General features: G+C 62.7%; 21 protein-coding genes. 13 read left to right on the top strand and 8 right to left on the bottom strand.

Translation table 11 applies throughout. The features are described from left to right. The 3 genes from AAEQ75_RS09070 to AAEQ75_RS09060 are packed head-to-tail and all read left to right on the top strand — an operon-like array spanning position 1 to position 3,906. Complete coding sequence (locus AAEQ75_RS09070; protein ID WP_343351797.1) at positions 1–1,281, top strand: sialidase family protein; 1,281 nt, start codon at positions 1–3, stop codon at positions 1,279–1,281. Beyond that, complete coding sequence (locus tag AAEQ75_RS09065; protein WP_343351795.1) at positions 1,274–1,873, top strand: hypothetical protein; 600 nt, start codon at positions 1,274–1,276, stop codon at positions 1,871–1,873. The genes AAEQ75_RS09070 and AAEQ75_RS09065 overlap by 8 nt, the downstream gene beginning before the upstream one ends. Further along, on the top strand, positions 1,870–3,906 hold the full coding sequence (locus tag AAEQ75_RS09060; protein ID WP_343351793.1) for an LTA synthase family protein: 2,037 nt from the start codon (positions 1,870–1,872) through the stop codon (positions 3,904–3,906). The genes AAEQ75_RS09065 and AAEQ75_RS09060 overlap by 4 nt, the downstream gene beginning before the upstream one ends. A gap of 104 nt (positions 3,907–4,010) precedes the next feature. Here AAEQ75_RS09060 and AAEQ75_RS09055 read toward each other — a convergent pair whose 3' ends face one another. The 3 genes from AAEQ75_RS09055 to adhP all read right to left on the bottom strand — a co-directional run bounded on the left by AAEQ75_RS09055 (position 4,011) and on the right by adhP (position 7,021). Then, positions 4,011–5,003, bottom strand: a complete 993-nt coding sequence (locus AAEQ75_RS09055) for an AraC family transcriptional regulator (RefSeq protein ID WP_343351791.1) — start codon at positions 5,001–5,003, stop codon at positions 4,011–4,013. An 80-nt stretch (positions 5,004–5,083) separates the two neighbouring features. After that, on the bottom strand, positions 5,084–5,878 hold the full coding sequence (locus AAEQ75_RS09050) for a hypothetical protein (protein WP_343351789.1): 795 nt from the start codon (positions 5,876–5,878) through the stop codon (positions 5,084–5,086). Between the two features lie 120 nt (positions 5,879–5,998). Beyond that, positions 5,999–7,021 carry an alcohol dehydrogenase AdhP gene (gene adhP / locus AAEQ75_RS09045; RefSeq protein ID WP_343351787.1) on the bottom strand — a complete coding sequence of 341 codons (1,023 nt, stop codon included), beginning with the start codon at positions 7,019–7,021 and terminating at the stop codon, positions 5,999–6,001. A 276-nt stretch (positions 7,022–7,297) separates the two neighbouring features. On the opposite strand from adhP, the gene purE reads away from it, so the two are divergent. The 6 genes from purE (at position 7,298) to AAEQ75_RS09015 (ending at position 11,247) form a co-directional block, all read left to right on the top strand. Further along, a complete protein-coding gene (gene purE / locus AAEQ75_RS09040) occupies positions 7,298–7,789 on the top strand; it encodes a 5-(carboxyamino)imidazole ribonucleotide mutase (RefSeq protein ID WP_003242109.1) in 492 nt (163 codons plus the stop codon). A 144-nt stretch (positions 7,790–7,933) separates the two neighbouring features. After that, the gene (locus tag AAEQ75_RS09035) at positions 7,934–9,019 is read left to right on the top strand and encodes a 5-(carboxyamino)imidazole ribonucleotide synthase (protein WP_343351785.1); all 1,086 of its coding nucleotides are present in this window, start codon (positions 7,934–7,936) and stop codon (positions 9,017–9,019) included. A 50-nt stretch (positions 9,020–9,069) separates the two neighbouring features. Then, positions 9,070–9,834, top strand: a complete 765-nt coding sequence (locus tag AAEQ75_RS09030; RefSeq protein ID WP_343351783.1) for a substrate-binding periplasmic protein — start codon at positions 9,070–9,072, stop codon at positions 9,832–9,834. 66 nt (positions 9,835–9,900) lie between these two features. Continuing rightward, positions 9,901–10,146, top strand: a complete 246-nt coding sequence (locus AAEQ75_RS09025) for a GlsB/YeaQ/YmgE family stress response membrane protein (RefSeq protein ID WP_004422923.1) — start codon at positions 9,901–9,903, stop codon at positions 10,144–10,146. Positions 10,147–10,209: 63 nt separating this feature from the next. Continuing rightward, positions 10,210–10,743, top strand: a complete 534-nt coding sequence (locus AAEQ75_RS09020) for a DUF3299 domain-containing protein (protein ID WP_343351780.1) — start codon at positions 10,210–10,212, stop codon at positions 10,741–10,743. A gap of 30 nt (positions 10,744–10,773) precedes the next feature. Beyond that, a complete protein-coding gene (locus AAEQ75_RS09015; RefSeq protein WP_343351778.1) occupies positions 10,774–11,247 on the top strand; it encodes an FAD/FMN-containing dehydrogenase in 474 nt (157 codons plus the stop codon). Here AAEQ75_RS09015 and AAEQ75_RS09010 read toward each other — a convergent pair. The 3 genes from AAEQ75_RS09010 to AAEQ75_RS09000 all read right to left on the bottom strand — a co-directional run bounded on the left by AAEQ75_RS09010 (position 11,240) and on the right by AAEQ75_RS09000 (position 14,153). Next, positions 11,240–12,139: a D-hexose-6-phosphate mutarotase gene (locus tag AAEQ75_RS09010; protein WP_343351776.1), complete on the bottom strand. Its 900-nt coding sequence runs from the start codon at positions 12,137–12,139 to the stop codon at positions 11,240–11,242. The two genes, AAEQ75_RS09015 and AAEQ75_RS09010, sit on opposite strands and share 8 nt — an antisense overlap. A 99-nt stretch (positions 12,140–12,238) precedes the next feature. Next, positions 12,239–13,615 (bottom strand): TRAP transporter large permease, encoded by a 1,377-nt coding sequence (locus tag AAEQ75_RS09005; RefSeq protein ID WP_256834077.1) that lies wholly within the window; start codon positions 13,613–13,615, stop codon positions 12,239–12,241. Next, on the bottom strand, positions 13,608–14,153 hold the full coding sequence (locus AAEQ75_RS09000; RefSeq protein ID WP_004422912.1) for a TRAP transporter small permease subunit: 546 nt from the start codon (positions 14,151–14,153) through the stop codon (positions 13,608–13,610). Before AAEQ75_RS09000 ends, AAEQ75_RS09005 begins: the two co-directional genes overlap by 8 nt. Positions 14,154–14,398: 245 nt before the next feature. On the opposite strand from AAEQ75_RS09000, the gene AAEQ75_RS08995 reads away from it, so the two are divergent. Next, positions 14,399–15,499, top strand: coding sequence for a TRAP transporter substrate-binding protein (locus tag AAEQ75_RS08995; protein WP_343351771.1), 1,101 nt, complete (start codon positions 14,399–14,401; stop codon positions 15,497–15,499). Between the two features lie 136 nt (positions 15,500–15,635). Here the strand turns inward: AAEQ75_RS08995 and AAEQ75_RS08990 are convergent, their stop codons facing one another. Continuing rightward, positions 15,636–17,060, bottom strand: coding sequence for an IS1182 family transposase (locus AAEQ75_RS08990; RefSeq protein WP_343350304.1), 1,425 nt, complete (start codon positions 17,058–17,060; stop codon positions 15,636–15,638). Between the two features lie 117 nt (positions 17,061–17,177). Then, a complete protein-coding gene (locus AAEQ75_RS08985; RefSeq protein ID WP_017676341.1) occupies positions 17,178–17,582 on the bottom strand; it encodes an acyl-CoA thioesterase in 405 nt (134 codons plus the stop codon). A 326-nt stretch (positions 17,583–17,908) separates the two neighbouring features. On the opposite strand from AAEQ75_RS08985, the gene AAEQ75_RS08980 reads away from it, so the two are divergent. The 3 genes from AAEQ75_RS08980 to AAEQ75_RS08970 all read left to right on the top strand — a co-directional run bounded on the left by AAEQ75_RS08980 (position 17,909) and on the right by AAEQ75_RS08970 (position 18,954). Next, the gene (locus AAEQ75_RS08980) at positions 17,909–18,154 is read left to right on the top strand and encodes a hypothetical protein (protein ID WP_343351768.1); all 246 of its coding nucleotides are present in this window, start codon (positions 17,909–17,911) and stop codon (positions 18,152–18,154) included. A 19-nt stretch (positions 18,155–18,173) separates the two neighbouring features. After that, positions 18,174–18,338 carry a DUF1328 domain-containing protein gene (locus AAEQ75_RS08975; RefSeq protein ID WP_017676339.1) on the top strand — a complete coding sequence of 55 codons (165 nt, stop codon included), beginning with the start codon at positions 18,174–18,176 and terminating at the stop codon, positions 18,336–18,338. A 154-nt stretch (positions 18,339–18,492) separates the two neighbouring features. Continuing rightward, a complete protein-coding gene (locus AAEQ75_RS08970; RefSeq protein ID WP_280064882.1) occupies positions 18,493–18,954 on the top strand; it encodes an inhibitor of vertebrate lysozyme family protein in 462 nt (153 codons plus the stop codon). Positions 18,955–19,053: the final 99 nt, after the last annotated feature.

The following is a 19,053-nucleotide window of genomic DNA, read 5'->3' as shown; positions in this document are numbered from 1 at the left end:
ATGACCTCGACCTTCAAGACCTGCGTCCTGCTGCTGGGCGCAGCCACGGTGTTCGCCTGCGCCTGGCTCAGCGCCGCGCCCCATGCGCTGGCCCCCTTCGCCAGCCAGCCAGCGCCACCCGCGGCCGACGCGACACCGGCCCTGGCCGCGCACTTCGCCTCCTCCGACGCGGAGGATTTCGTCCACTCCGCCTCCATCACCGGCCTGCCCGGCGGCGACCTGATGGCGGCCTGGTTCGCCGGCACCCGTGAAGGCGCCGCCGATGTGCAGATCCGCGCCGCGCGCTTCGATGCCGCCAGCGGCCAGTGGAGCGCCGAACGCGTGCTGGCCAGCCGTGAAGCCACACAACGCGCGGTCGGCAAGCACATCCGCAAGCTGGGCAACCCGGTGATCAGCCTGGCACCGGACAATCGTCTGTGGCTGTTCTACGTCTCGGTGTCGCTCGGCGGCTGGGCTGGTAGCGCGGTCAACGCCATGGTCTCCGATGACCTCGGCGAAACCTGGTCGGCGCCCCGCCAGCTGGTCACCAGCCCGTTTCTGAATATCAGCACCCTGGTGCGCGGCGCGCCGGTGTTCCATACCGACGGCAGCATCGGCCTGCCGGTGTACCACGAGTTCCTCGGCAAGTTTCCCGAGTACCTGCACCTGAGCTCGAATGGCGAAGTGCTGGGCAAGTACCGCATCGGCAAGGGCCGCTATTCCCTGCAACCGACCGTCGTGGCGCTGGACGAGCGCCGTGCCGTGGCCCTGCTGCGCTATGCCGGTGAGGAACATCACCGCGTGCTGGCCAGCTACAGCGGAGACGCCGGGCGTAGCTGGAGCCGGCCAGAGCCGGTGGAGCCGAGCAACCCCAACTCGTCCCTGGCGGCGGTCGGTCGCCCCGACGGCAGCCTGCTGGTGGCGATGAATGACCTGGAGGACGGCCGTTTCCGCCTGACCCTCTATGCCACCGACGCCAAGCTGGGCAACTGGCGCACCCTGGGTGAGCTGGACGAGACGCCCAACCCCTGGGGCGAACCGATTCCGCGCGACGAATTTCCCGCCGTGGTCAGCGAGAAATACCGCGCCAGCGACGGCAGACCCGAGCTGCAGGCGCGCTTTCTCGAACAGGTAACGGCACGCATGTGCAGCGCCGAAGGCTGCACCTTCGACTACGAGTACCCCTACTTCACCCGCGACCGTGAGGGTAACTACCACCTCGTCTATTCATGGAACGACATGTTCATCAAGCACCTGGCCTTCAACGAGGCCTGGCTGTCGGAGCGCCGCCCGCATGACTGACTTCTGGCTGCCACACCTGGCCTTCGCCCTGGTGGTTTTTCTGATCCTCACGAGACTGACGCGCAATAAAACCCAACGCGGCATTCTGCTGGCGGGCTGCCTGCTGCTCAGCCTGGTGCCGGTGCAGGGCATCAGCCTGGCGCTGCAGTTGCGCACCTATAGCGGCGACCTGTCGGTGGCCAGCCTGGTGCTGCTGGGCTGGGCGACCCTGAGCCGCTTTGGCCTGGCGCCTGCCAGCTCGCGTGATCGGCTGGCCAGCCTGGCGCTGTTCGCCGGCCTGGCCGTGCTGCTCTACCCGGCGGCGCTGGGCCTGAGTTATGCCGACCCCTACCAGCTCGGCTTCGAACCGCGGCCGATGCTAATGGTGCTGGGCCTGCTGTGCGTGGTGCTGATCGTCCAGCGCAGCTGGCTCGGCGCCCTGGCGCTGGTACTGGCGACCCTGACCTTCACCCTGCGCCTGGGCGCATCGGAAAATTACTGGGACTACCTGATCGACCCCTACCTGGCCCTCTACAGCCTCGGCGCGCTGCTTCTGGCAGGCGGACGCTGGCTGCTGATTCGACTCTCGACTCGAACAAGGAACCTCGCATGAGCTGGCTGAAATCCCGCCGCCTGCATTACCTGGCGGGCCTCACGGCGCTGCTGTTCGTGCTATTCGCCAGCTTGCGCGGGCTTTTCCTGCTGGGCTTTTCCGCTGTTGAGAGCATCAGCGAGCCGGACGTGCTGCCGACCCTCGGCATCGGCCTGCGCTTCGACCTGCGTCTGGCCCTGCTGTTGATGCTGCCGGTTGGCCTCCTGCTGGCGCTACCGAAGCTGCGCCTGGCGCGCTTTCGCGCCATACGCTGGTTGCTGCGCGGCTATCTACTGCTGGCCGTGGCGGCGCTGGGCCTGCTGTACATCATCGATTTCGGCCACTACGCCTACCTGGGCGTGCGCCTCAATGCCACGGTGCTGCGCTTTGCCGGCGATGCGCAGATTTCCGCCGGCATGCTCTGGCAGACCTATCCGGCGCTGTGGATAACCTTGGCCTGGCTGGCCGGTGTGGCACTGTGGGCCTGGGCGCTGCTGCGCCTGGAGCGTGCCACCCTGGATCGCCCTGCCAGCGACAAGGTCGGCGTGCTGCCGGCCCTTGGCGGTGCGGCAGTGGTAAGCGTACTGGTGTTCTTCGGCCTGCTCGGCCGCGCCAGCGCGCTGAATCTGGAGAACCCGGTGCCGCTGCGCTGGAGCGATGCCTTCTACAGCGGCAACAGCCAGATCGGCGCGCTCGGCCTTAACCCGGTACTGTTTCTCCTCGACACCCTCAAGCTCGAACCCGCCGCCTTCGACGAGGTCGCCACACGCGAGCACTACGAAGTGGTGGCCGATTACCTGGGCGTCAGCGAGCGTGATGCGCAGGGGCTGAACTTCTTCCGTCACCAGCCGCTGCAGGCGCATCGCATTCAGGCCGAGCGCCAGCCCAACGTGGTCTTCGTCATGCTCGAATCCCTCGGCACCAGCGCCGTGGGTGCCTACGGCAACCCACTTAACCCGACGCCGAACCTGGATCGCCTGGCCCGGCAAAGCTGGTTCTTCCGACACTTCTACGTGCCGGTCACCGGCACCGCCAAGACGGTGTGGGCGAGTATCACCGGCATCCCCGATGTATCACGCCAGGAGACAGCGACGCGCAACCCGCTGATCGCCCGTCAACGCACGCTGATCAACGCCCTGCCAGGCTACGAGAAGTTCTACATGATCGGCGGCAACGCCGGCTGGGCCAACATCAATGCGCTGATCCGCCAAAGCATCGACGGTGTGCAGCTCTATGAGGAACGCCACTGGCAGTCGCCACAGGTGGACGTGTGGGGTGTCTCCGACCTGGATTTCTTCAAGGAGAGTTCGCAGATTCTCGGCGCACTGCCCAAGGACAAGCCGTTCTTCGCCTACCTGCAAACCTCCGGCAACCACCGGCCCTTCACCATCCCCAAGGACAACGACGGCTTCGAGGCGCTCGACCTGCCGCTGGAGGAGGTGCAGCAGGCCGGTTCGCGCAGCGTCGAGCAGTACAACGCCGTGCGCCTGCTGGACTTCAACATCGGCCGCCTGATGGAACTGGCCAAGGAGCAGGGCTTCTACGACGACACCATTTTCGTCTTCTTCGGCGACCACAACACCCGCATCAGCCAGATCCCGCACATGGCGCCAGCCTTCGAGCAACTGGGGCTGGAGAGCAACAACGTGCCGCTGCTGATTCATGCACCGAAATGGTTGGCGCCGCGCGAGTTCGACGAAGCCGTGGGCCTGGCCGACCTGCTGCCGACCGTGGCCGGGCTGGTCGGCGTGCCCTTCGACAACGGCGGTCTCGGTCGTGACCTGCAACTGCCGGCGCCGGAAGGCGAGCGCGTGGTACCGCTGGTGCTGCAGGAAGGCAGCTTCCCGGTGATCGGCGCGGTGACCCGTGATTTCCTCGTGCAGATGCAACACGACGGCAGCTCGCCGACTCTGCACGACCTGCGCTCGCCGACGCCGCGCGATAACGTGGCTGAGCAGCATCCCGAGGAGTTCCAGCGCCTGCTGGGGCTGAGCCGTGGTTTGCATGAAGCCGCACGTTTGCAGATGTATCGCAACGTGCAGGCCGAGGAATGAGTTACCCCTGTGGGAGGCGCTTTAGTGGCGAGCTTTTATCGCGGCTGAAGCCGCTCCTACGGAGTGTGTAGGAGCGGCTTCAGCCGCGAATGCCATCGCTCGTCTCAGGCGCGAAAGCGACTTGGCGGCACGCCGCTCCAACGTTGGAAAGCATGCCGGAAGCTGGCGGTCTCGCTGAAGCCGAGCACTTCGGCGATGCGGTACACAGGCCATTGCTCCTCATTGAGCAGCGCTTTGGCACGCTCGAAGCGCAACTCGTCGAGCAGGCCCTGATAGCTGGTACCCAGTTCCTGCAGGTGGCGACGCAAGGTACGTGGCGAGCAGTGCATCTGCTGCGCCAGATTCTCCAGCCCCGGCGGCTCGGCCAGTTGCGCGGCGAGCAACTGGCGCACCCGCTCCAGCCAGGCCTGGCGGCTGCTGAACTCCGCGTTCAGCCGCCGGCAGCGCTCCACCATGTCGCCGTGGGTAACGCTGTCGGCCAGCGGCAGGCTGCGTTCCAGCAACGCAGCGGGAAAGGCGAAGGCATTACGCTGCGCCGCGAAGCGCAACGGGCAGGGAAAACTCTTTGCATAGCGCTTCATATAGCGCGGCTGGGCATAGGTGAACTCTGCTCCCTCCAGCGGCAGCGGCTGGCGCAGCAGCTCATCGCCGATCAGTTTCAGCGAAGCCAGGCACATCTCCACGTTGAACACTTCCAGCGCCTCGGCATCGCGATAGCCGCTGGCGCAGATCCAGGCCACCTCGCCTTCCACCTGCATATCGAGGCGAAAATAGGTGCCGAGCAGCGCCGGGTACTGCAACAGCAGGCGCCAGGCGTCACCAAAGGTGGCAGCCGAGAGCGCGGCGTAACCGAGCAGCCCATAGGAGGAAACATGCAGGCTGCGCCCCAACTCCAGCCCCATGTCGGCACGCAGGGCCAGGGCATTGGCACACACCTGCAACTCCTGCACCCGGGTGATGCGCGCGTCGGCATTGTCCAGATCAGCCGCACCAATACCGCTCCCGGCCAGCAATTGCGGGCGCAACTCGGGCTGGTCGGCGAAGCGTTGCAGGATCAGGGAAACCACGTGCAGGGTGGTCAGCGAGGCGTGCAGCATGATGCGTTCCGTGGGGGAAGACTGAGAATAGAACGCAAGAAATATGCCGCGAGGGGCGGGTCAACGCCCGCCCGATACGATCAACGGTTACGCAGGATGGCGTTGATGAAGTCGCCCTGGTTGGCTTCATCCGAATGGGTGGTGAACTGCAGCTGACCGTCCTTCTCGTGTAGTTTCATCGCCTCGCCAAAGCGGCAATCGACGCCCTTGAGGGTCTTGGCTTCGGCCTTGTAGCGGTCATCACGGCCGCACAGATAGGCCATCTGATTGACCACCTCGCCGCAGAAGCTCGGCACGCTGAGGCCAATCAGTTGCTCATCGCTGATCGCGCTCCAGTCGACCTTGGTCGTCAGCGAGGTACCGCAGGCCTTGGTGGCTTCGCCGTCCATTTGTTGCAGGCGCGCACTGTAATCGGCAACACGCTGCTTGCGGTCGAAGGCAGCCAGGCGCGCCTGCAGGCCATCCTTTTCCTGCTTCACATAGAGTGCCAGGAGATCCTTCGGCTTCAGCGCCTTAGTCTTGTCCTCGTTGTAGCTGAGTTCGAAGCCCTGAGTGTTCGGCAGGTTGAGCTGGTAGCTCTCGCCGCTCCAGGCGCGCCGCTTGTTCAACAGGTTGTAGTCACGACCATCGAGACGGATGCCGTAGTCGCGCTGCTCGTTGCCCAGCTCGCGAACGTCGGTGAGGAACACCACTTCGTCGAGCGGGTGGTTGATGCCGCGGACCTGCACCAGCGCCTGCTTGCCGTCGGCAGAAGGGGCCAGCGCCAGGCTGACGCCCTGGCCGGCATCGAAGACCTGCGGATGCTTGGCCAGATCCAGCGCAGCGGCTTGAAGAGAGAGCAGGGAGAGAGCAACGAGCGAAACGTACTGTTTCATGACGACACGTCCTTGTACGGATGAAGGGCGCACAGTATAGCCAGCCGTCTGGCGGCGATCTGTGCGCTCTTCCGCGTCCGTTCTGTAGGAAAATTGCCTATCCGTGGCGATTTCCCTGTCTTAGAACTGCAGCACGACGCGCCCCCCGATCTGCCCGCCGCGCATCTGATCGAAGATGCCGTTGATGTTGTCGAGACTGTCGCTGTGCACCGTGGACTTGACCAAGCCTTCACCGGCGAAGTCCAGCGCCTCCTGCAGGTCGGCACGGGTGCCGACGATGGAACCGGTGATGGTGATGGCCTTGAGCACCACGTCGAAGATCGGCGTGGGGAAGTCGCCCGGCGGCAGGCCGACCAGCGCCACCGTACCGTGCCGGCGCGCCATGCCGATGGCCTGGCCAAAGGCGGCGTTGGACACTGCAGTGACCAGCACGCCGTGAGCGCCGCCGATATCGCGCTGCACCACCTCGGCCGGGTTTTCCTTGCGCGCGTTGATGGTCAGGCTGGCGCCGAGCTTGCGCGCCAGCTCCAGCTTGGCATCGTCGACGTCCACCGCGACCACGTGCAAGCCCATGGCGCGCGCGTACTGCACAGCCACGTGACCCAGGCCGCCAATACCGGAGATCGCTACCCACTGTCCGGGGCGTGCCTTGGTTTCCTTGAGGCCCTTGTACACCGTCACCCCCGCGCAGAGGATCGGCGCGATCTCGAGGAAGTCGACATTCTTCGGCAGGATGCCGACGTAATTGGGGTCAGCCAGCACGTATTCGGCATAGCCACCGTTGATCGAATAACCGGTGTTCTGCTGGCTCTCGCACAGGGTTTCCCAGCCGGTCAGGCAGTGTTCGCAGCAGCCGCAGGCGGTGTACAGCCAGGGCACGCCGACGCGGTCGCCCTCCTTGACCCGCGTGACGCCGCTACCGACCGCCGCCACGTAGCCAACCCCTTCGTGACCGGGAATGAACGGCAGGCTCGGTTTCACCGGCCAGTCACCTTCGGCCGCATGCAGGTCGGTGTGGCAGACGCCCGAGGCTTCGATCTTGACCAAAATCTGCCCAGGCCCGGGCAGCGGCGTCTTCACCTCCTCGATACGCAGGGGTTCGCCAAAGGCGTGGACGACTGCGGCTTTCATGGTCTGGTTCATGTGCTGTTCCTCTTCCATGCGAGTGGAGCGTCAGTTTGCGCGCGCAGCCCGTGCCGGCATTGCTCCAGAGCAAGGTTTAGGCGGTTTTCCCGCTCTGCCACATCCTGCATGACAAACGGTCGTCGCCACTGCCCGCCAGCGCTGGCTTTGCGTTATACTGCGCGGCCTTCGGCCGGCAGCACCCGGCCAACGAATCATGACAAGCCACGCTGGCCCGCCCGCGTGGCTTGTTGGTTTTTGACGCGCCGCGAGGCGCCCGAGAGAAGAGGCACGACGATGAGCGCACTGGTTGGCGTGATCATGGGCTCCAAGTCCGATTGGTCCACCCTTAGCCACACCGCCGAGATGCTGGACAAGCTGGGCATCCCCCATGAGGTCAAGGTGGTTTCCGCCCACCGCACCCCGGACCTGCTGTTCCAGTACGCCGAAGAGGCAGAAGCACGCGGCATTCAGGTGATCATCGCCGGTGCCGGTGGCGCCGCTCACCTGCCGGGTATGTGCGCCGCCAAGACCCATCTGCCAGTGCTCGGCGTACCGGTGCAGTCATCCATGCTCTCGGGCGTCGACTCGCTGCTGTCGATCGTGCAGATGCCTGCTGGTATCCCGGTCGCCACCCTGGCCATCGGCAAGGCCGGCGCAGTCAACGCCGCCCTGCTGGCCGCCAGCATCCTCGGTCATCAGCACCCGCAGTTCCACGCGGCGCTGAAGCAGTTCCGCCAGGAACAGACCGATACCGTGCTGAGCAACCCGGATCCGCGCGAGGCCTGAAGCCCATCCATCCGGGGCTGCGACACGGCGCATTTGCGCTGTGCGCTGCTCGGAATGCTCATTTACCGGCGTAAACTCCGCTTCCTGCGCTGCGGGCAGCGCTCAACTGCTTGGTCTCGCCACCTGCTGAAAAGGGGCTTTGTTATGAAAATCGGTGTGATCGGTGGCGGCCAGTTGGGCCGCATGATGGCCCTGGCGGGTACTCCGCTGGGCATGCAGTTCGCCTTCCTCGACCCGGCGCCGGACGCCTGCGCTCAGGCGCTCGGCGAGCATATCCGCGCCGATTACGGCGATCAGGACCACCTGCGCCAGTTGGCCGACGAGGTTGACCTGGTTACCTTCGAATTCGAGAGCGTGCCGGCGGAAACCGTGGCCTTCCTCTCGCAGTTCGTGCCGGTCTACCCGAGCGCCGAAGCCCTGCGCATCGCCCGTGATCGCTGGTTCGAGAAGTCGATGTTCAAGGACCTGGGCATTCCCACGCCGGAGTTCGCCGACATTCAGTCGCAGGCCGACCTCGATGCTGCGGTTGCCAGCATCGGCCTGCCGGCCGTGATGAAAACCCGCACCCTGGGCTACGACGGCAAGGGTCAGAAAGTCCTGCGCAAGCCGGAAGATGTCACCGGTGCCTTCGCCGAACTGGGCAGCGTGCCGTGCATCCTCGAAGGCTTCGTACCCTTCACCGGCGAGGTGTCACTGATCGCCGTGCGTGCTCGCGATGGTGAGACACGCTTCTATCCGCTGGTGCACAACACCCACGACAGCGGCATTCTCGCCCTGTCCATCGCCAGCACCGAGCACCCGCTGCAGGCGCTGGCCGAGGACTATGTCGGCCGCGTGCTGGACAAGCTCGATTACGTCGGCGTGCTGGCCTTCGAGTTCTTCGAAGTTGACGGCGGCCTCAAGGCCAACGAAATCGCCCCGCGCGTGCACAACTCCGGGCACTGGACCATCGAAGGCGCCGAGTGCAGCCAGTTCGAGAACCATCTGCGCGCCGTCGCCGGCCTGCCGCTGGGCTCCACCGCCAAGCTGGGCGAAAGCGCCATGCTCAACTTCATCGGTGAAGTACCGCCGGTGGACAAGGTGATCAGCATTGCCGACTGCCACCTGCACCACTACGGCAAGGCCTTCAAGGACGGGCGCAAGGTCGGCCATGCCACCCTGCGCAGCGCCGACCGCGCCACATTGGATGCGCGTATCGCCGACGTTCAGGCGCTGATCGCCGAAGACTGACAGATTCGCAGCTAGACTCTTGAACGACGGTGGTCGTTCAAGAGCCCCCCATGAAGCGTCTTCTTTCCTTACTGCCTCTGCTGTTCACGCTGTCCTGCGCTGGCGCACAAGAGGTGCTGCGCGCTGACTTTCGCGAACGACCGCCGGAAATGCGCGCTGTCGACGGGCTGCCCAGCGGCCCGCTGATCAGCGTACTGGAAACGGCCGCACACCGTATCGGGGTGGATCTGCAGTGGCGTGAAGCGCCCTTCCTGCGCAGTCTTGAGGACCTGCGCTCCGGGCGAGTCGACCTAGTGCCACGCGTGCTGCTCACTCAACAGCGCCGCGAGTACATCCATTTCCTGCCCAGCATCGGCAGTCAGCAACTGAACGTTCGCTTCGTCGTGCGCCCTGGGGAAGAAGCCAGGCTGAGCCGCTACGCGGATCTGTACGAGCTGTCTCTGGGTGTTAAACGCGGTACGTCCTATTTCGAACCTTTCGACAGCGATGACTTGCTCGGCCGCGCCTATGCCAGCGACGATGCGCAGCTGGCCGCGATGTTCCGGGCTGGGCGCCTGGACACCATCGCGGTGATCGACGCCGTACCGATGGAGGCGCAATTCCAGGCCATGAACTTTCGCGCCTACAGCTACGCGCACTACACCCACCAGCAGGTACTGGGCAACCACTTCGGCGCATCGCTGAAACGCTACCAGAGCGACCGGCGCAAACTCTACGACCGCCTGGGCGCTGAGCTGCAACGCATGCGTGAAGAGGGCGAAGTTGCCCTGATCTACCACCGTTATGGCGTTCTGCCGCCAGACGAGACGAACTGATAGCCCCATTGACTTGTCTCATGACGCGCCTGCCGCACACGCGGCACTCATCAAGGAGATACGCCAATGGGCATTATCGGCACCATTTTCATCGGACTGATCGTCGGTCTGATCGCACGCTTCCTCAAACCCGGCGATGACAGCATGGGCTGGATCATGACCATCCTACTCGGCATCGGCGGCTCCATTGCCGCGACCTACGGCGGGCAGGCGCTGGGCATCTATGAAGCTGGCCAGGCGGCCGGTTTCATCGGCGCAGTAATCGGCGCCATCGTTCTGCTGGTAATCTACGGCGCGATCAAGAAGGGCTGATTAGCCCTGTCAGGAGCCGACCTGTCGGCTCCTCGTTTACGCTGCCACGAGATGCCATACCCCATGCGCCACTTGCTGCTCGCCCTACTCTTTTGTACTGGCCTGGCCCACGCCGAATTGCCGGAAACCGACTGGCTCGATTTGATGCCACCCGAAGACCGCAAGGCCCTCGAGGAAATGCCCGAGATCAGCCATGACAGTCCTGAAGGCGACAGCACCTTCTACAATGAGGGCGGCCTGCGCCAGCAGGATCAGGATCTGCCGGCAGTGATGTACTCCGCCAAGACAGTGCCCGAACTCGACGGCAAGGCCATCCGCCTGGGCGGTTATCCGGTGCCGCTGGAAAGCGACGAGAAAGGCAACAGCACCCTGTTCTTCCTGGTGCCCTATCCGGGCGCCTGCATCCACGTGCCGCCACCACCGCCCAATCAGCTTGTACTGGTGCGCTATCCGAAGGGCATCCCGCTCGACGACATCTACGCCCCGCTGTGGGTCAGTGGCGCGCTGAAGGTGGAGCAGGTCAGCAACGACCTGGCCGACGCCGCCTATGCCATGGACGCCGACGAAGTACGCCTGGTAACCGACGAAGACCTCTAACCGCCTGCCATCCCTGCTAGGAGTTCCAGCATGAAAGCTGCTGCCCTGCTGTTGCTGTGCCTGCTGTCCACCGCTGCGCTGGCCCTGGAGCCCGGCGAGCGTCTGGCGCCCTGGACGCTGCTCGATCAGTTCGACGCGCCCTACACCCTGAACGACGAAACGCAGATCCTGCTGGTCGCGCGCGACATGGATGGCGCCAAGCTGGTCGACACCGCTCTGGAAGGCAAGCCCAAGGGCTATCTGGAACAGCGCCAGGCAGTCTTCCTCGCCGACGTCAGCCGCATGCCCCGCATCATCGCCACCCTCTTCGCCCTGCCGAAGATGCGCGACTACAACTATCGCATCCTCCTCGACCGCGACGCCCGCATCGCCCCGCGTTATCCGGCTGGCGAAGGCGAGGTGTTGTGGTTGCAGCTAAAGGATGGGCAGTTGGTTCAGCAACAGACCTTTACCAGCGCCGAGCCGCTTCGCCAGGCGCTGGAGCAGCAGGGCGGCGCTAACTAGCGAGCGGCTCACTGGACAGGCGCAACTCAAGCCGATGACGCTCATCGGCTTTCAGCTGCACGATGTCTTCCAGCACGTTGGCCGTCTCGATGCAAAGCATGTTCTGCCAGGCCCCGTCGGGGAACTGCGACAGGCGCTTGGCCTTGTCGACCCATGGATTCCACAGCACAGCCGAACGTGAACCACGGGCATCCAGATGGATCCGCCGACCCCAGCCCGGATCGACGATGCTCAGTCGCGCGGCGGTGTCGAAGTAGATGCGATCGGTCTCCGCATCGAACACCAGCGCTTCCTGCTGACGCAGCTCCTGCCAGTCCTGCAAGGTGTCGATATAGCGGCAGCCCTGCAGCCCCTCGACGCTGACCTGGCGCACGTCGCTGACGGCGAAGTAGCTGTGCAGCGCCTGGCTCAGGGTCAGCGGCTCCGTACCGCGATTGTGGGTTTCCAGGCTCATGCCGAGATCGTCTGCCAGGCGCACGACGAAGGTCAGGCCGACATCCCTGGGCCAGCCCTCCAGCGGCTGAGTGCGCGTGTCGTAGGCAAAGCGCAGGGTGACGGCGTCGTCCTCCTCGTCGATGCCCAGCAACTCCCAGTCCAATGCACGTACCAGGCCATGGGCCGGCGCCTGCTCGAGGTGATAGTGCGCCTGCACGGCCTGCGGATTGCGGCGTAGATCTCCGAACCAGGGCCAGCACACCGGCACACCACCGCGCACGCTTTGGCCACGCTGATAGGCCGCATCCGGGCTTAGCCAGATCAGCGGCTGTTCACCCTGCTGGTAACTGAGAATCTGCGCGCCCTGCTGGGCTACCAGCAATTCGCTGCCGGCAGCACGAATGCGCCAGCAGACCAGTTGATCCAGTTCCACGCGTTCGACTTGGGCGGTGCTCATGACGACCTCTTGTTGAGATAGATAACCAATAGTGTGACAACACAAAAAGCAAAACGCCCATCACGAGGACGGGCGTTTTGCCAAACCAGCCAGCGAGACTTACTTGCCGTAGACCTGCTCCGGCAGCCAAGTGATCAGCCCTGGGAAGATATAGGCGATCACCAGCAGCAGAATCTGGATCAGGATAAACGGCACCACACCTTTATAGATGGTACTGGTGGGAATGCTCGCCGGTGTCACGCCACGCAGATAGAACAGCGCGAAACCGAATGGCGGAGTGAGGAAAGAGGTTTGCAGGTTGAGTGCGATCATCACGCCCAGCCAGATCGGATCGAGCCCCATGGCCAGCAGCACCGGACCGACGATCGGCACCACCACGAAGGTGATCTCGATGAAGTCGAGAATGAAGCCGAGCAGGAAGATCACCACCATTACCAGGAAGAACGCGCCGAGCACGCCGCCTGGCAGCTGGGCGAACACATCCTCGATCAGCGCCTCACCGCCGAAGCCGCGGAACACCAGGGAGAACAGCGACGCGCCGATCAGGATCATGAAGACCATGGCACTGATTTCGGTGGTGCCGTAGGCCACTTCCTTGAGCTGGCCGAAGTTCAGCTTGCCCTTGCTGAAGGCCAGCACCATCGCGCCTACTGCGCCCAGCGCAGCGGCTTCGGTGGGGGTAGCGTAGCCAGCCAGGATCGAGCCCAGTACCGCGCCGATCAGGATCAGCGGCGGAATCAACGCCTTGCCCAGTTTGCCCCATTCGATCGGGCCGAGCTCTTCTTGCGGCAGCGCCGGCAGTTTCTTCGGCTGGAAGATGGCGACGGCAATGATGTAGACGATATACAGACCGACCAGCAGCAGACCGGGCAGCAGAGCGCCGACGAACAGGTCGCCAACCGAGACGGTCTTCGGCGAGAAGATGCCCATCTTCAGCTGCGCCTGCTGATAGGCGCTGGACATCACGTCACCCAGCAGCACCAGCACGATGGACGGCGGAATGATCTGCCCCAGGGTGCCGGTAGCAGCCAGAGTGCCGGTGGAAATGGCCGGATCATAGCCACGGCGCAACATGGTCGGCAGTGCCAGCAGGCCCATGGTCACCACGGTGGCGCCGACGATACCGGTGGAAGCAGCGAGCAAGGCACCGACCACGCACACGGAAATCGCCAGGCCGCCACGCAGGGTGCCGAACAGACGCGACATGGACTCGAGCAGGTCTTCGGCCACCCGTGAGCGTTCCAGCATCACCCCCATGAACACGAACAGCGGCACGGCGAGCATCGTCTGGTTGTTCATGATGCCGAACAGGCGGTTCGGCAGGGCGCTGAGGTAACCAGGATCAAAGGTGCCCGTGACGACACCGATGGCGGCGAACAGCAGGGAAACGCCAGCCAGGGTGAACGCTACCGGGAAGCCGGCCATCAAGGCCACGCAAATACTGACGAACAGCAGAATCGCCATCAACTCAGCCATGTTTCACCTCCGGAGCCGGCAGGCGACCGCTGAAGACGTAGATTGCCTTGATCAGATTGGAAATACCTTGCAGTACCAGGCTGACGACCAGTACCAGAATGATGCTTTTCTGCAGGTAGACGAACTTGAGGCCGCCAGATTCGCTTGACGCTTCGAAAGTCGACCAGGCGTTGCTGACGTAATCCCAACTGGCCCAACCGAGGAACAGCGCGACCGGCAGCAGGAACAGCAGATTACCGAAGATCTCGACCAGCGCCTGACGGCGGCCGCTGAACTTCTGGTAGAAGATGTCCACACGCACGTGTCCGTTGCGTTGCAGCACCCAGGCCGCTGCACCCATGAACACCAGTGCATGCGCGTAGAGCACCGCCTCTTGCAGGGCCGTGGCGCCGATGCCGAAGCCGTAGCGCAGCACCACGACGACAGCGGTGCCGATTACCAGAAAAACCGTCAGCCAGGCGCAGGCCTTGCCGAACCAGCTGTTGAGGGCATCGATCAGGTATGCAAGAGCGAGGGGAAATGAAGGCTTGTCGGACATAGTGAGTCCTTTATCGTTATGAGTAGGAGACAGGACAGCGAACCTGTTGGCTGCATATCACGCCGCCCGCGTCCTTATGGGCTGCAGGCCGGCGATTCTATGCAGGCTACCGGTATTGCAGCAATGCCCGTAAAACTTTAGTCGTAGTAGCTAGGCTTGTGAGTCACGACCCCCTATGTTATTCACGTCCGGTCTACCTCCGGCGATCCCGTGGTAAGACCAATACAACAATAAAGGAGCATTGCATGAAACGTCGCGACATACTCGCCGCAGCGGGCGTAGGCCTTGCAGCCACCGCACTGGCTGGCTGTAAAGAAGAGGCCAAGAGCGCCGCAGCACCTCAAGAGGGTTCGAGTTCCCAAACCTTCAACTGGAAGATGGTCACCTCCTGGCCGAAAAACTTCCCGGGCGTCGGCGTCGGGGCCGAGCGCTTCGCCAAGCTGGTCGATGAAATGAGTAACGGCCGCCTGAAGGTCAAGGTATACGCAGCCGGTGAACTGGTGCCGGCCATGGAAGTATTCGATGCAGTCTCCCGTGGTACCGCCGAAATGGGTCATGGTGCCCCTTACTACTGGAAAGGCAAGGTTCCCGCTGCGCAGTTCTTCTGCGCCTCGCCATTCGGCCCCAATGCTCAGGAAATGAACGCCTGGTTGCACCGTGGCGGTGGTCAGCAGCTGTGGGAAGAGGTCTACAAACCGTTCGGCGTACTGCCGATGGCCTGCGGCAACACCGGCGTGCAGACCGCCGGCTGGTTCAACAAGGAAATGAACTCGGTCGACGACTTCAAGGGGCTGAAGATGCGTACCCCGGGCTTGGGCGGCGAAGTGCTGACCAAGATGGGCGGTACCGTGGTCAACATGCCGGCCGGTGAGATCTTCACCGCCATGCAGACCGGCGCCATCGACGCCACCGAGTGGATCGGCCCATACAACGACCTGGCCCTCGGCCTGCACAAAGCAGCCAAGTACTACTACACCCCGGGCTGGCAGGAGCCGAGCGTTCTGTTCGAGCTGGACGTCAACATCAAGGCCTGGGAAACCCTGCCGGCAGATCTGCAAGCCATCGTTCGCGCGGCTGCTCGTGACGTCAACGGCGACATGCTCGACGATTACAACGCCAAGAACATGGAGGCCATGGAGCAGCTCAAGGCCGACGGCGTGGAAGTTCGCCGCCTGCCGGACGAAGTCCTGGCACGCCTGAAGGAAGTGGCTGCCGAGGTGGTCGATGCCAGCGCTGCGGCCGATCCGGCGGCAACCAAAGTCTGGGAACATCAGAAGGCCTATCTCAAGCGCCTGTACGAATACGCGGAAAGCAACGAGAAGGATATCTACAACATCCGCGGCTGACCGCTCAGGGCAAAACAAAACGCCGGCTTCTACAGACTGTGTGAAAACGTTCTGAACTGAACCGGTTCAATACAAACGCCTCGATTGATTCGGGGCGTTTGTGTTTTTACTGGTGCAATGATGCAAAGTGCAGCGCTCAGGTCAGCAGCTCGATCATGCGGCGTGCCCCGAGTACCGAAATAGCACGTTTGAGGTTGTAGGCTTGCACGGCCATCGCCATCTCAGCTCTCACCCCGCTGAAATGGCGCACTAGAAAACGACCGTTGCCCAGAATCCATTGTTTGAGATTGCCAAAAGGGTGCTCGACGATTGCTCGTCGCCGTCCCATCATCTCAGGATGAGTTTCGAGTCGTTTCTCCATCCGCGCGAACGCCTCTTCGTTGGGATGGCGGCTGATATGACGCCGTTGGGCCTGTGTGCACTTGGCTTTTAATGGGCAGTTCCCGCAGTCCTTGGCACGGGCTGCGTAAAGGCGAGTGCCACGATTGAGCTGTTTGAGCGACAGGGTCTTGCCCGCAGGACATTGGAAGCTGTCGGTCGCAGGATCGTAAGTGAAGTCCTGACGCGCAAACAGTGTGCCGCCGCCCTGGTTGTTGGGCGCGCGATTCACGGGGACGAAAGCCGTAATGCCCGCTTCTTCGCAGGCTTGAAACTGCGCCCCGTTGGAATAACCTGCATCAGCCGTGACGGTCAGCTCAGGCTGCTGCAGAACCGCATGAGTCGCTTTGGCCATCGGCTCCAACTGCTGGTTGTCGGTGCAGTCACTGGTCACTTCGTGATGCACGATCAGGCCATGCTCGGCATCGACAGCGCTCTGCACGTTGTAGGCCACGCAAGGGCTCTTGCCTGAGCAGCGCATCTTCTTGGCATCCGCTTCGCCTTCGACGAACTGTTCCAGGCCCTGCGCCTCCATCAGCGCTTTTACGGTCAAGTTATCGGCATGGCGATCCTGTAGCTGGCGTAGCGCCTGTTTCACCGCTGCCCGGTCAATCGTCTCTTGCGCGTCTTGTGCATCACCCTCATCAAGCTGGGCCAGGTACTGGGCAATGTGTTTTTCCAGCTTCGCTTGTTGACGCTTGAGCTTCTCCACGCTCAGGTGCTTGCGCAGCGAAGCTACCGCTTGGAACTTGCTGCCATCGATGGCCACCAGCTCCCCACTGATCAAGCTCGCCTGGCGACAGAACTGGACGAAAGCCTTGCAAGTCGCCTGAAAGGCCATGCTGTTATCTTTGCGAAAATCCGCGATGGTCTTGAAGTCCGGCGCCAGACGACCCAGCAACCACATCACCTCGATATTGCGCTGGCACTCCGCCTCCAATCGACGAGAGGAGCGAATGCGCTGGAAGTAGCCATATAGGTATAGCTTGAGCAAATCAGCTGGATCGTAGCCAGGGCGCCCAGTCTTGAGCGGCTCAGCCTTGCTGAACCCCAGTACCTTCAGATCCAGACGAGCCACATAGGCCTCGATGACTCGAACTAGATGATCCTCAGGAACCAGCTCTTCCAATGTCGGCGGAAACAGGCTGCTTTGTTGCCGATCTTCACCTTGGATATAGCCCATAAACGACAATGCCCCTATCGACCGATAGAGGCATTGTCTTCAGCTTGCTCTCAGACTGCTAGGTTTTCACACAGTCTGTTCTAGCCGGCGTTTTCGTTACTGCAATTCAGCAGGCGGTCAGCCTCGACGTGGCGGCACCGGACGAGTGCGGCCACTGCCGTCGATGGCGACGAAGACGAATACCGCTTCGGTGACCTTGCGCCACTCGTTGGACAGCGGATCATCGCTCCACACCTCGACCATCATCTGAATCGAACTGCGGCCGATCTCCAGCGCCTGGGTGTAGAACGAGAGCTGCGCGCCCACCGATACCGGTACCAGAAAGGCCATGCGATCGATGGCAACGGTCGCCACGCGGCCACCTGCAACCTTGCTCGCCATCGCGGTACCAGCGAGGTCCATCTGCGACACCAGCCAGCCACCGTAGATATCACCGAAACCATTGGTCTCGCGCGGCAACGCGGTGATCTGCAGAGCGAGGTCGCCCTGGGGAATCGGGTCTTCCTGTTCGTAGTCGTTCATCGGTTCGAGACTCGCGGCGCGGTTGTTGTTCTGGGCGCGGAACCCGCATGGCACACGGGCGCGACGAGTATACCGACTGTGCAGTCGACGGGCGACCACTCTGGCAGGGCGCAAAACGCCACATCCCATGCCCGGTCGGGCAAAACGCACGACTCGGCAAACCTCATTCGGGCAGTATGCCTACCACGAAGTGCCATCACTCAATTGTAAGACCATGATTTTAAATGACTTTTAGTAAACAAAAAGTCTGGCACGGGTGCTGCACTAGTCCTAGTACGCAACTGGTCATGTACCGGTTGCAATGCAGAAAAAAGGAAGAGACGGATATGCCACAAACCCGAGCCATCCGCCTCCCACGCAACAGGAGAACCGCCGTATGGATAGTTGCTCTGGTGCTCGCCACCCTGCTGCTTCTGCTCAGTCTGACGCTCACCAGCGTTGTACTGATTGGCCAGACCCTGTGCGCAAGCCGCAATACCGCCGAGCTGGTGCTGCCCACGGGCGCCGCGCCCCAGCCTTCGGTCCCGAGTAACGCGCAAGACCCCTGGCCTGCCTGGGCCATTACCTACTGATCCATCAAGGAGAAACACCATGCTTAGTTGGGCAGTCACTTTCCTGATCATCGCCATCATCGCCGCCGTACTGGGCTTCGGTGGTATCGCCGGCACCGCTGCAGGTATCGCCAAGATTCTATTCGTGGTGTTCCTGGTGCTGTTCATCGTCTCGTTTGTCATGGGCCGCCGCCCGCGCCTCTAGCAGGCCGTTGAAAAACGTAGGCGAGGCAGCCAATGCAAGGCAAAAAAAGGCGAAAAAGCGGAGTTTACGAGCTGTAAATGAGCATTTTGAGCCTGTTTTTAACGCAGCAGTGGCAACGCAGATAGTTTTTCAACAGCCTGCTAGGGAGACATAGATGCAATCGATCCACGCCATTGCCGCCGCCCTGCTGATGGGCGGCGCCCTGGCGGCTCAGGCCGCCGACCGAGACGCCAGTTTCCATCCAGGCGAGCTGCTCACCAGCAACACCGAGTACCGTGAAGCCTGGCAGGATCTGGTAAAGAACGAAGAGCGCTTGCCGGACTGGCTGATCAACCTCAGCGGCCTGTCCACTCCCATGCAGGCAGTGGAAGCCGATAGTGATCGCTATCTGGTTGGCCAGATCTGTGAAGCGAACCGATGCTTCAATCAGCGCGCCTATGTCGCCTTCGAATGGGAAGACGACGATGCCTACGCGCTGTATGTGCAGGTACCGGATGGCCTGCCGGAAGACCGCGCGCCAAGCGAGCATGCCAGCCTGCGTTGGCTGGGCGAGCCGGACGAGGAAATCCAGCAGGTGCTGATGGAACAGCTGCGCAGCGATCCCAACTGGTATTGAGTGACGGCAGTTTGCCGGCTGTCCCACAGACACCGCCGGCACGTTATCATCCCCCCGCCATAACGGCATGCCCTCCTTCATCTGGCGCTTTGCACCATC

It is taken from the genome of Pseudomonas sediminis (assembly GCF_039555755.1).
Taxonomy (GTDB): Bacteria; Pseudomonadota; Gammaproteobacteria; order Pseudomonadales; family Pseudomonadaceae; genus Aquipseudomonas; species Aquipseudomonas mendocina_D.
This window is presented reverse-complemented; position numbering and strand designations above follow the sequence as displayed.

Coding starts and splice junctions, on each gene's coding strand:
- AAEQ75_RS09070 (WP_343351797.1), top strand. CDS start 1: ATGACCTCGACCTTCAAGACCTGCGTCCTGCTGCTGGGCGCAGCCACG.
- AAEQ75_RS09065 (WP_343351795.1), top strand. CDS start 1,274: ATGACTGACTTCTGGCTGCCACACCTGGCCTTCGCCCTGGTGGTTTTT.
- AAEQ75_RS09060 (WP_343351793.1), top strand. CDS start 1,870: ATGAGCTGGCTGAAATCCCGCCGCCTGCATTACCTGGCGGGCCTCACG.
- AAEQ75_RS09055 (WP_343351791.1), bottom strand. CDS start 5,003: ATGCTGCACGCCTCGCTGACCACCCTGCACGTGGTTTCCCTGATCCTG.
- AAEQ75_RS09050 (WP_343351789.1), bottom strand. CDS start 5,878: ATGAAACAGTACGTTTCGCTCGTTGCTCTCTCCCTGCTCTCTCTTCAA.
- adhP (WP_343351787.1), bottom strand. CDS start 7,021: ATGAACCAGACCATGAAAGCCGCAGTCGTCCACGCCTTTGGCGAACCC.
- purE (WP_003242109.1), top strand. CDS start 7,298: ATGAGCGCACTGGTTGGCGTGATCATGGGCTCCAAGTCCGATTGGTCC.
- AAEQ75_RS09035 (WP_343351785.1), top strand. CDS start 7,934: ATGAAAATCGGTGTGATCGGTGGCGGCCAGTTGGGCCGCATGATGGCC.
- AAEQ75_RS09030 (WP_343351783.1), top strand. CDS start 9,070: ATGAAGCGTCTTCTTTCCTTACTGCCTCTGCTGTTCACGCTGTCCTGC.
- AAEQ75_RS09025 (WP_004422923.1), top strand. CDS start 9,901: ATGGGCATTATCGGCACCATTTTCATCGGACTGATCGTCGGTCTGATC.
- AAEQ75_RS09020 (WP_343351780.1), top strand. CDS start 10,210: ATGCGCCACTTGCTGCTCGCCCTACTCTTTTGTACTGGCCTGGCCCAC.
- AAEQ75_RS09015 (WP_343351778.1), top strand. CDS start 10,774: ATGAAAGCTGCTGCCCTGCTGTTGCTGTGCCTGCTGTCCACCGCTGCG.
- AAEQ75_RS09010 (WP_343351776.1), bottom strand. CDS start 12,139: ATGAGCACCGCCCAAGTCGAACGCGTGGAACTGGATCAACTGGTCTGC.
- AAEQ75_RS09005 (WP_256834077.1), bottom strand. CDS start 13,615: ATGGCTGAGTTGATGGCGATTCTGCTGTTCGTCAGTATTTGCGTGGCC.
- AAEQ75_RS09000 (WP_004422912.1), bottom strand. CDS start 14,153: ATGTCCGACAAGCCTTCATTTCCCCTCGCTCTTGCATACCTGATCGAT.
- AAEQ75_RS08995 (WP_343351771.1), top strand. CDS start 14,399: ATGAAACGTCGCGACATACTCGCCGCAGCGGGCGTAGGCCTTGCAGCC.
- AAEQ75_RS08990 (WP_343350304.1), bottom strand. CDS start 17,060: ATGGGCTATATCCAAGGTGAAGATCGGCAACAAAGCAGCCTGTTTCCG.
- AAEQ75_RS08985 (WP_017676341.1), bottom strand. CDS start 17,582: ATGAACGACTACGAACAGGAAGACCCGATTCCCCAGGGCGACCTCGCT.
- AAEQ75_RS08980 (WP_343351768.1), top strand. CDS start 17,909: ATGCCACAAACCCGAGCCATCCGCCTCCCACGCAACAGGAGAACCGCC.
- AAEQ75_RS08975 (WP_017676339.1), top strand. CDS start 18,174: ATGCTTAGTTGGGCAGTCACTTTCCTGATCATCGCCATCATCGCCGCC.
- AAEQ75_RS08970 (WP_280064882.1), top strand. CDS start 18,493: ATGCAATCGATCCACGCCATTGCCGCCGCCCTGCTGATGGGCGGCGCC.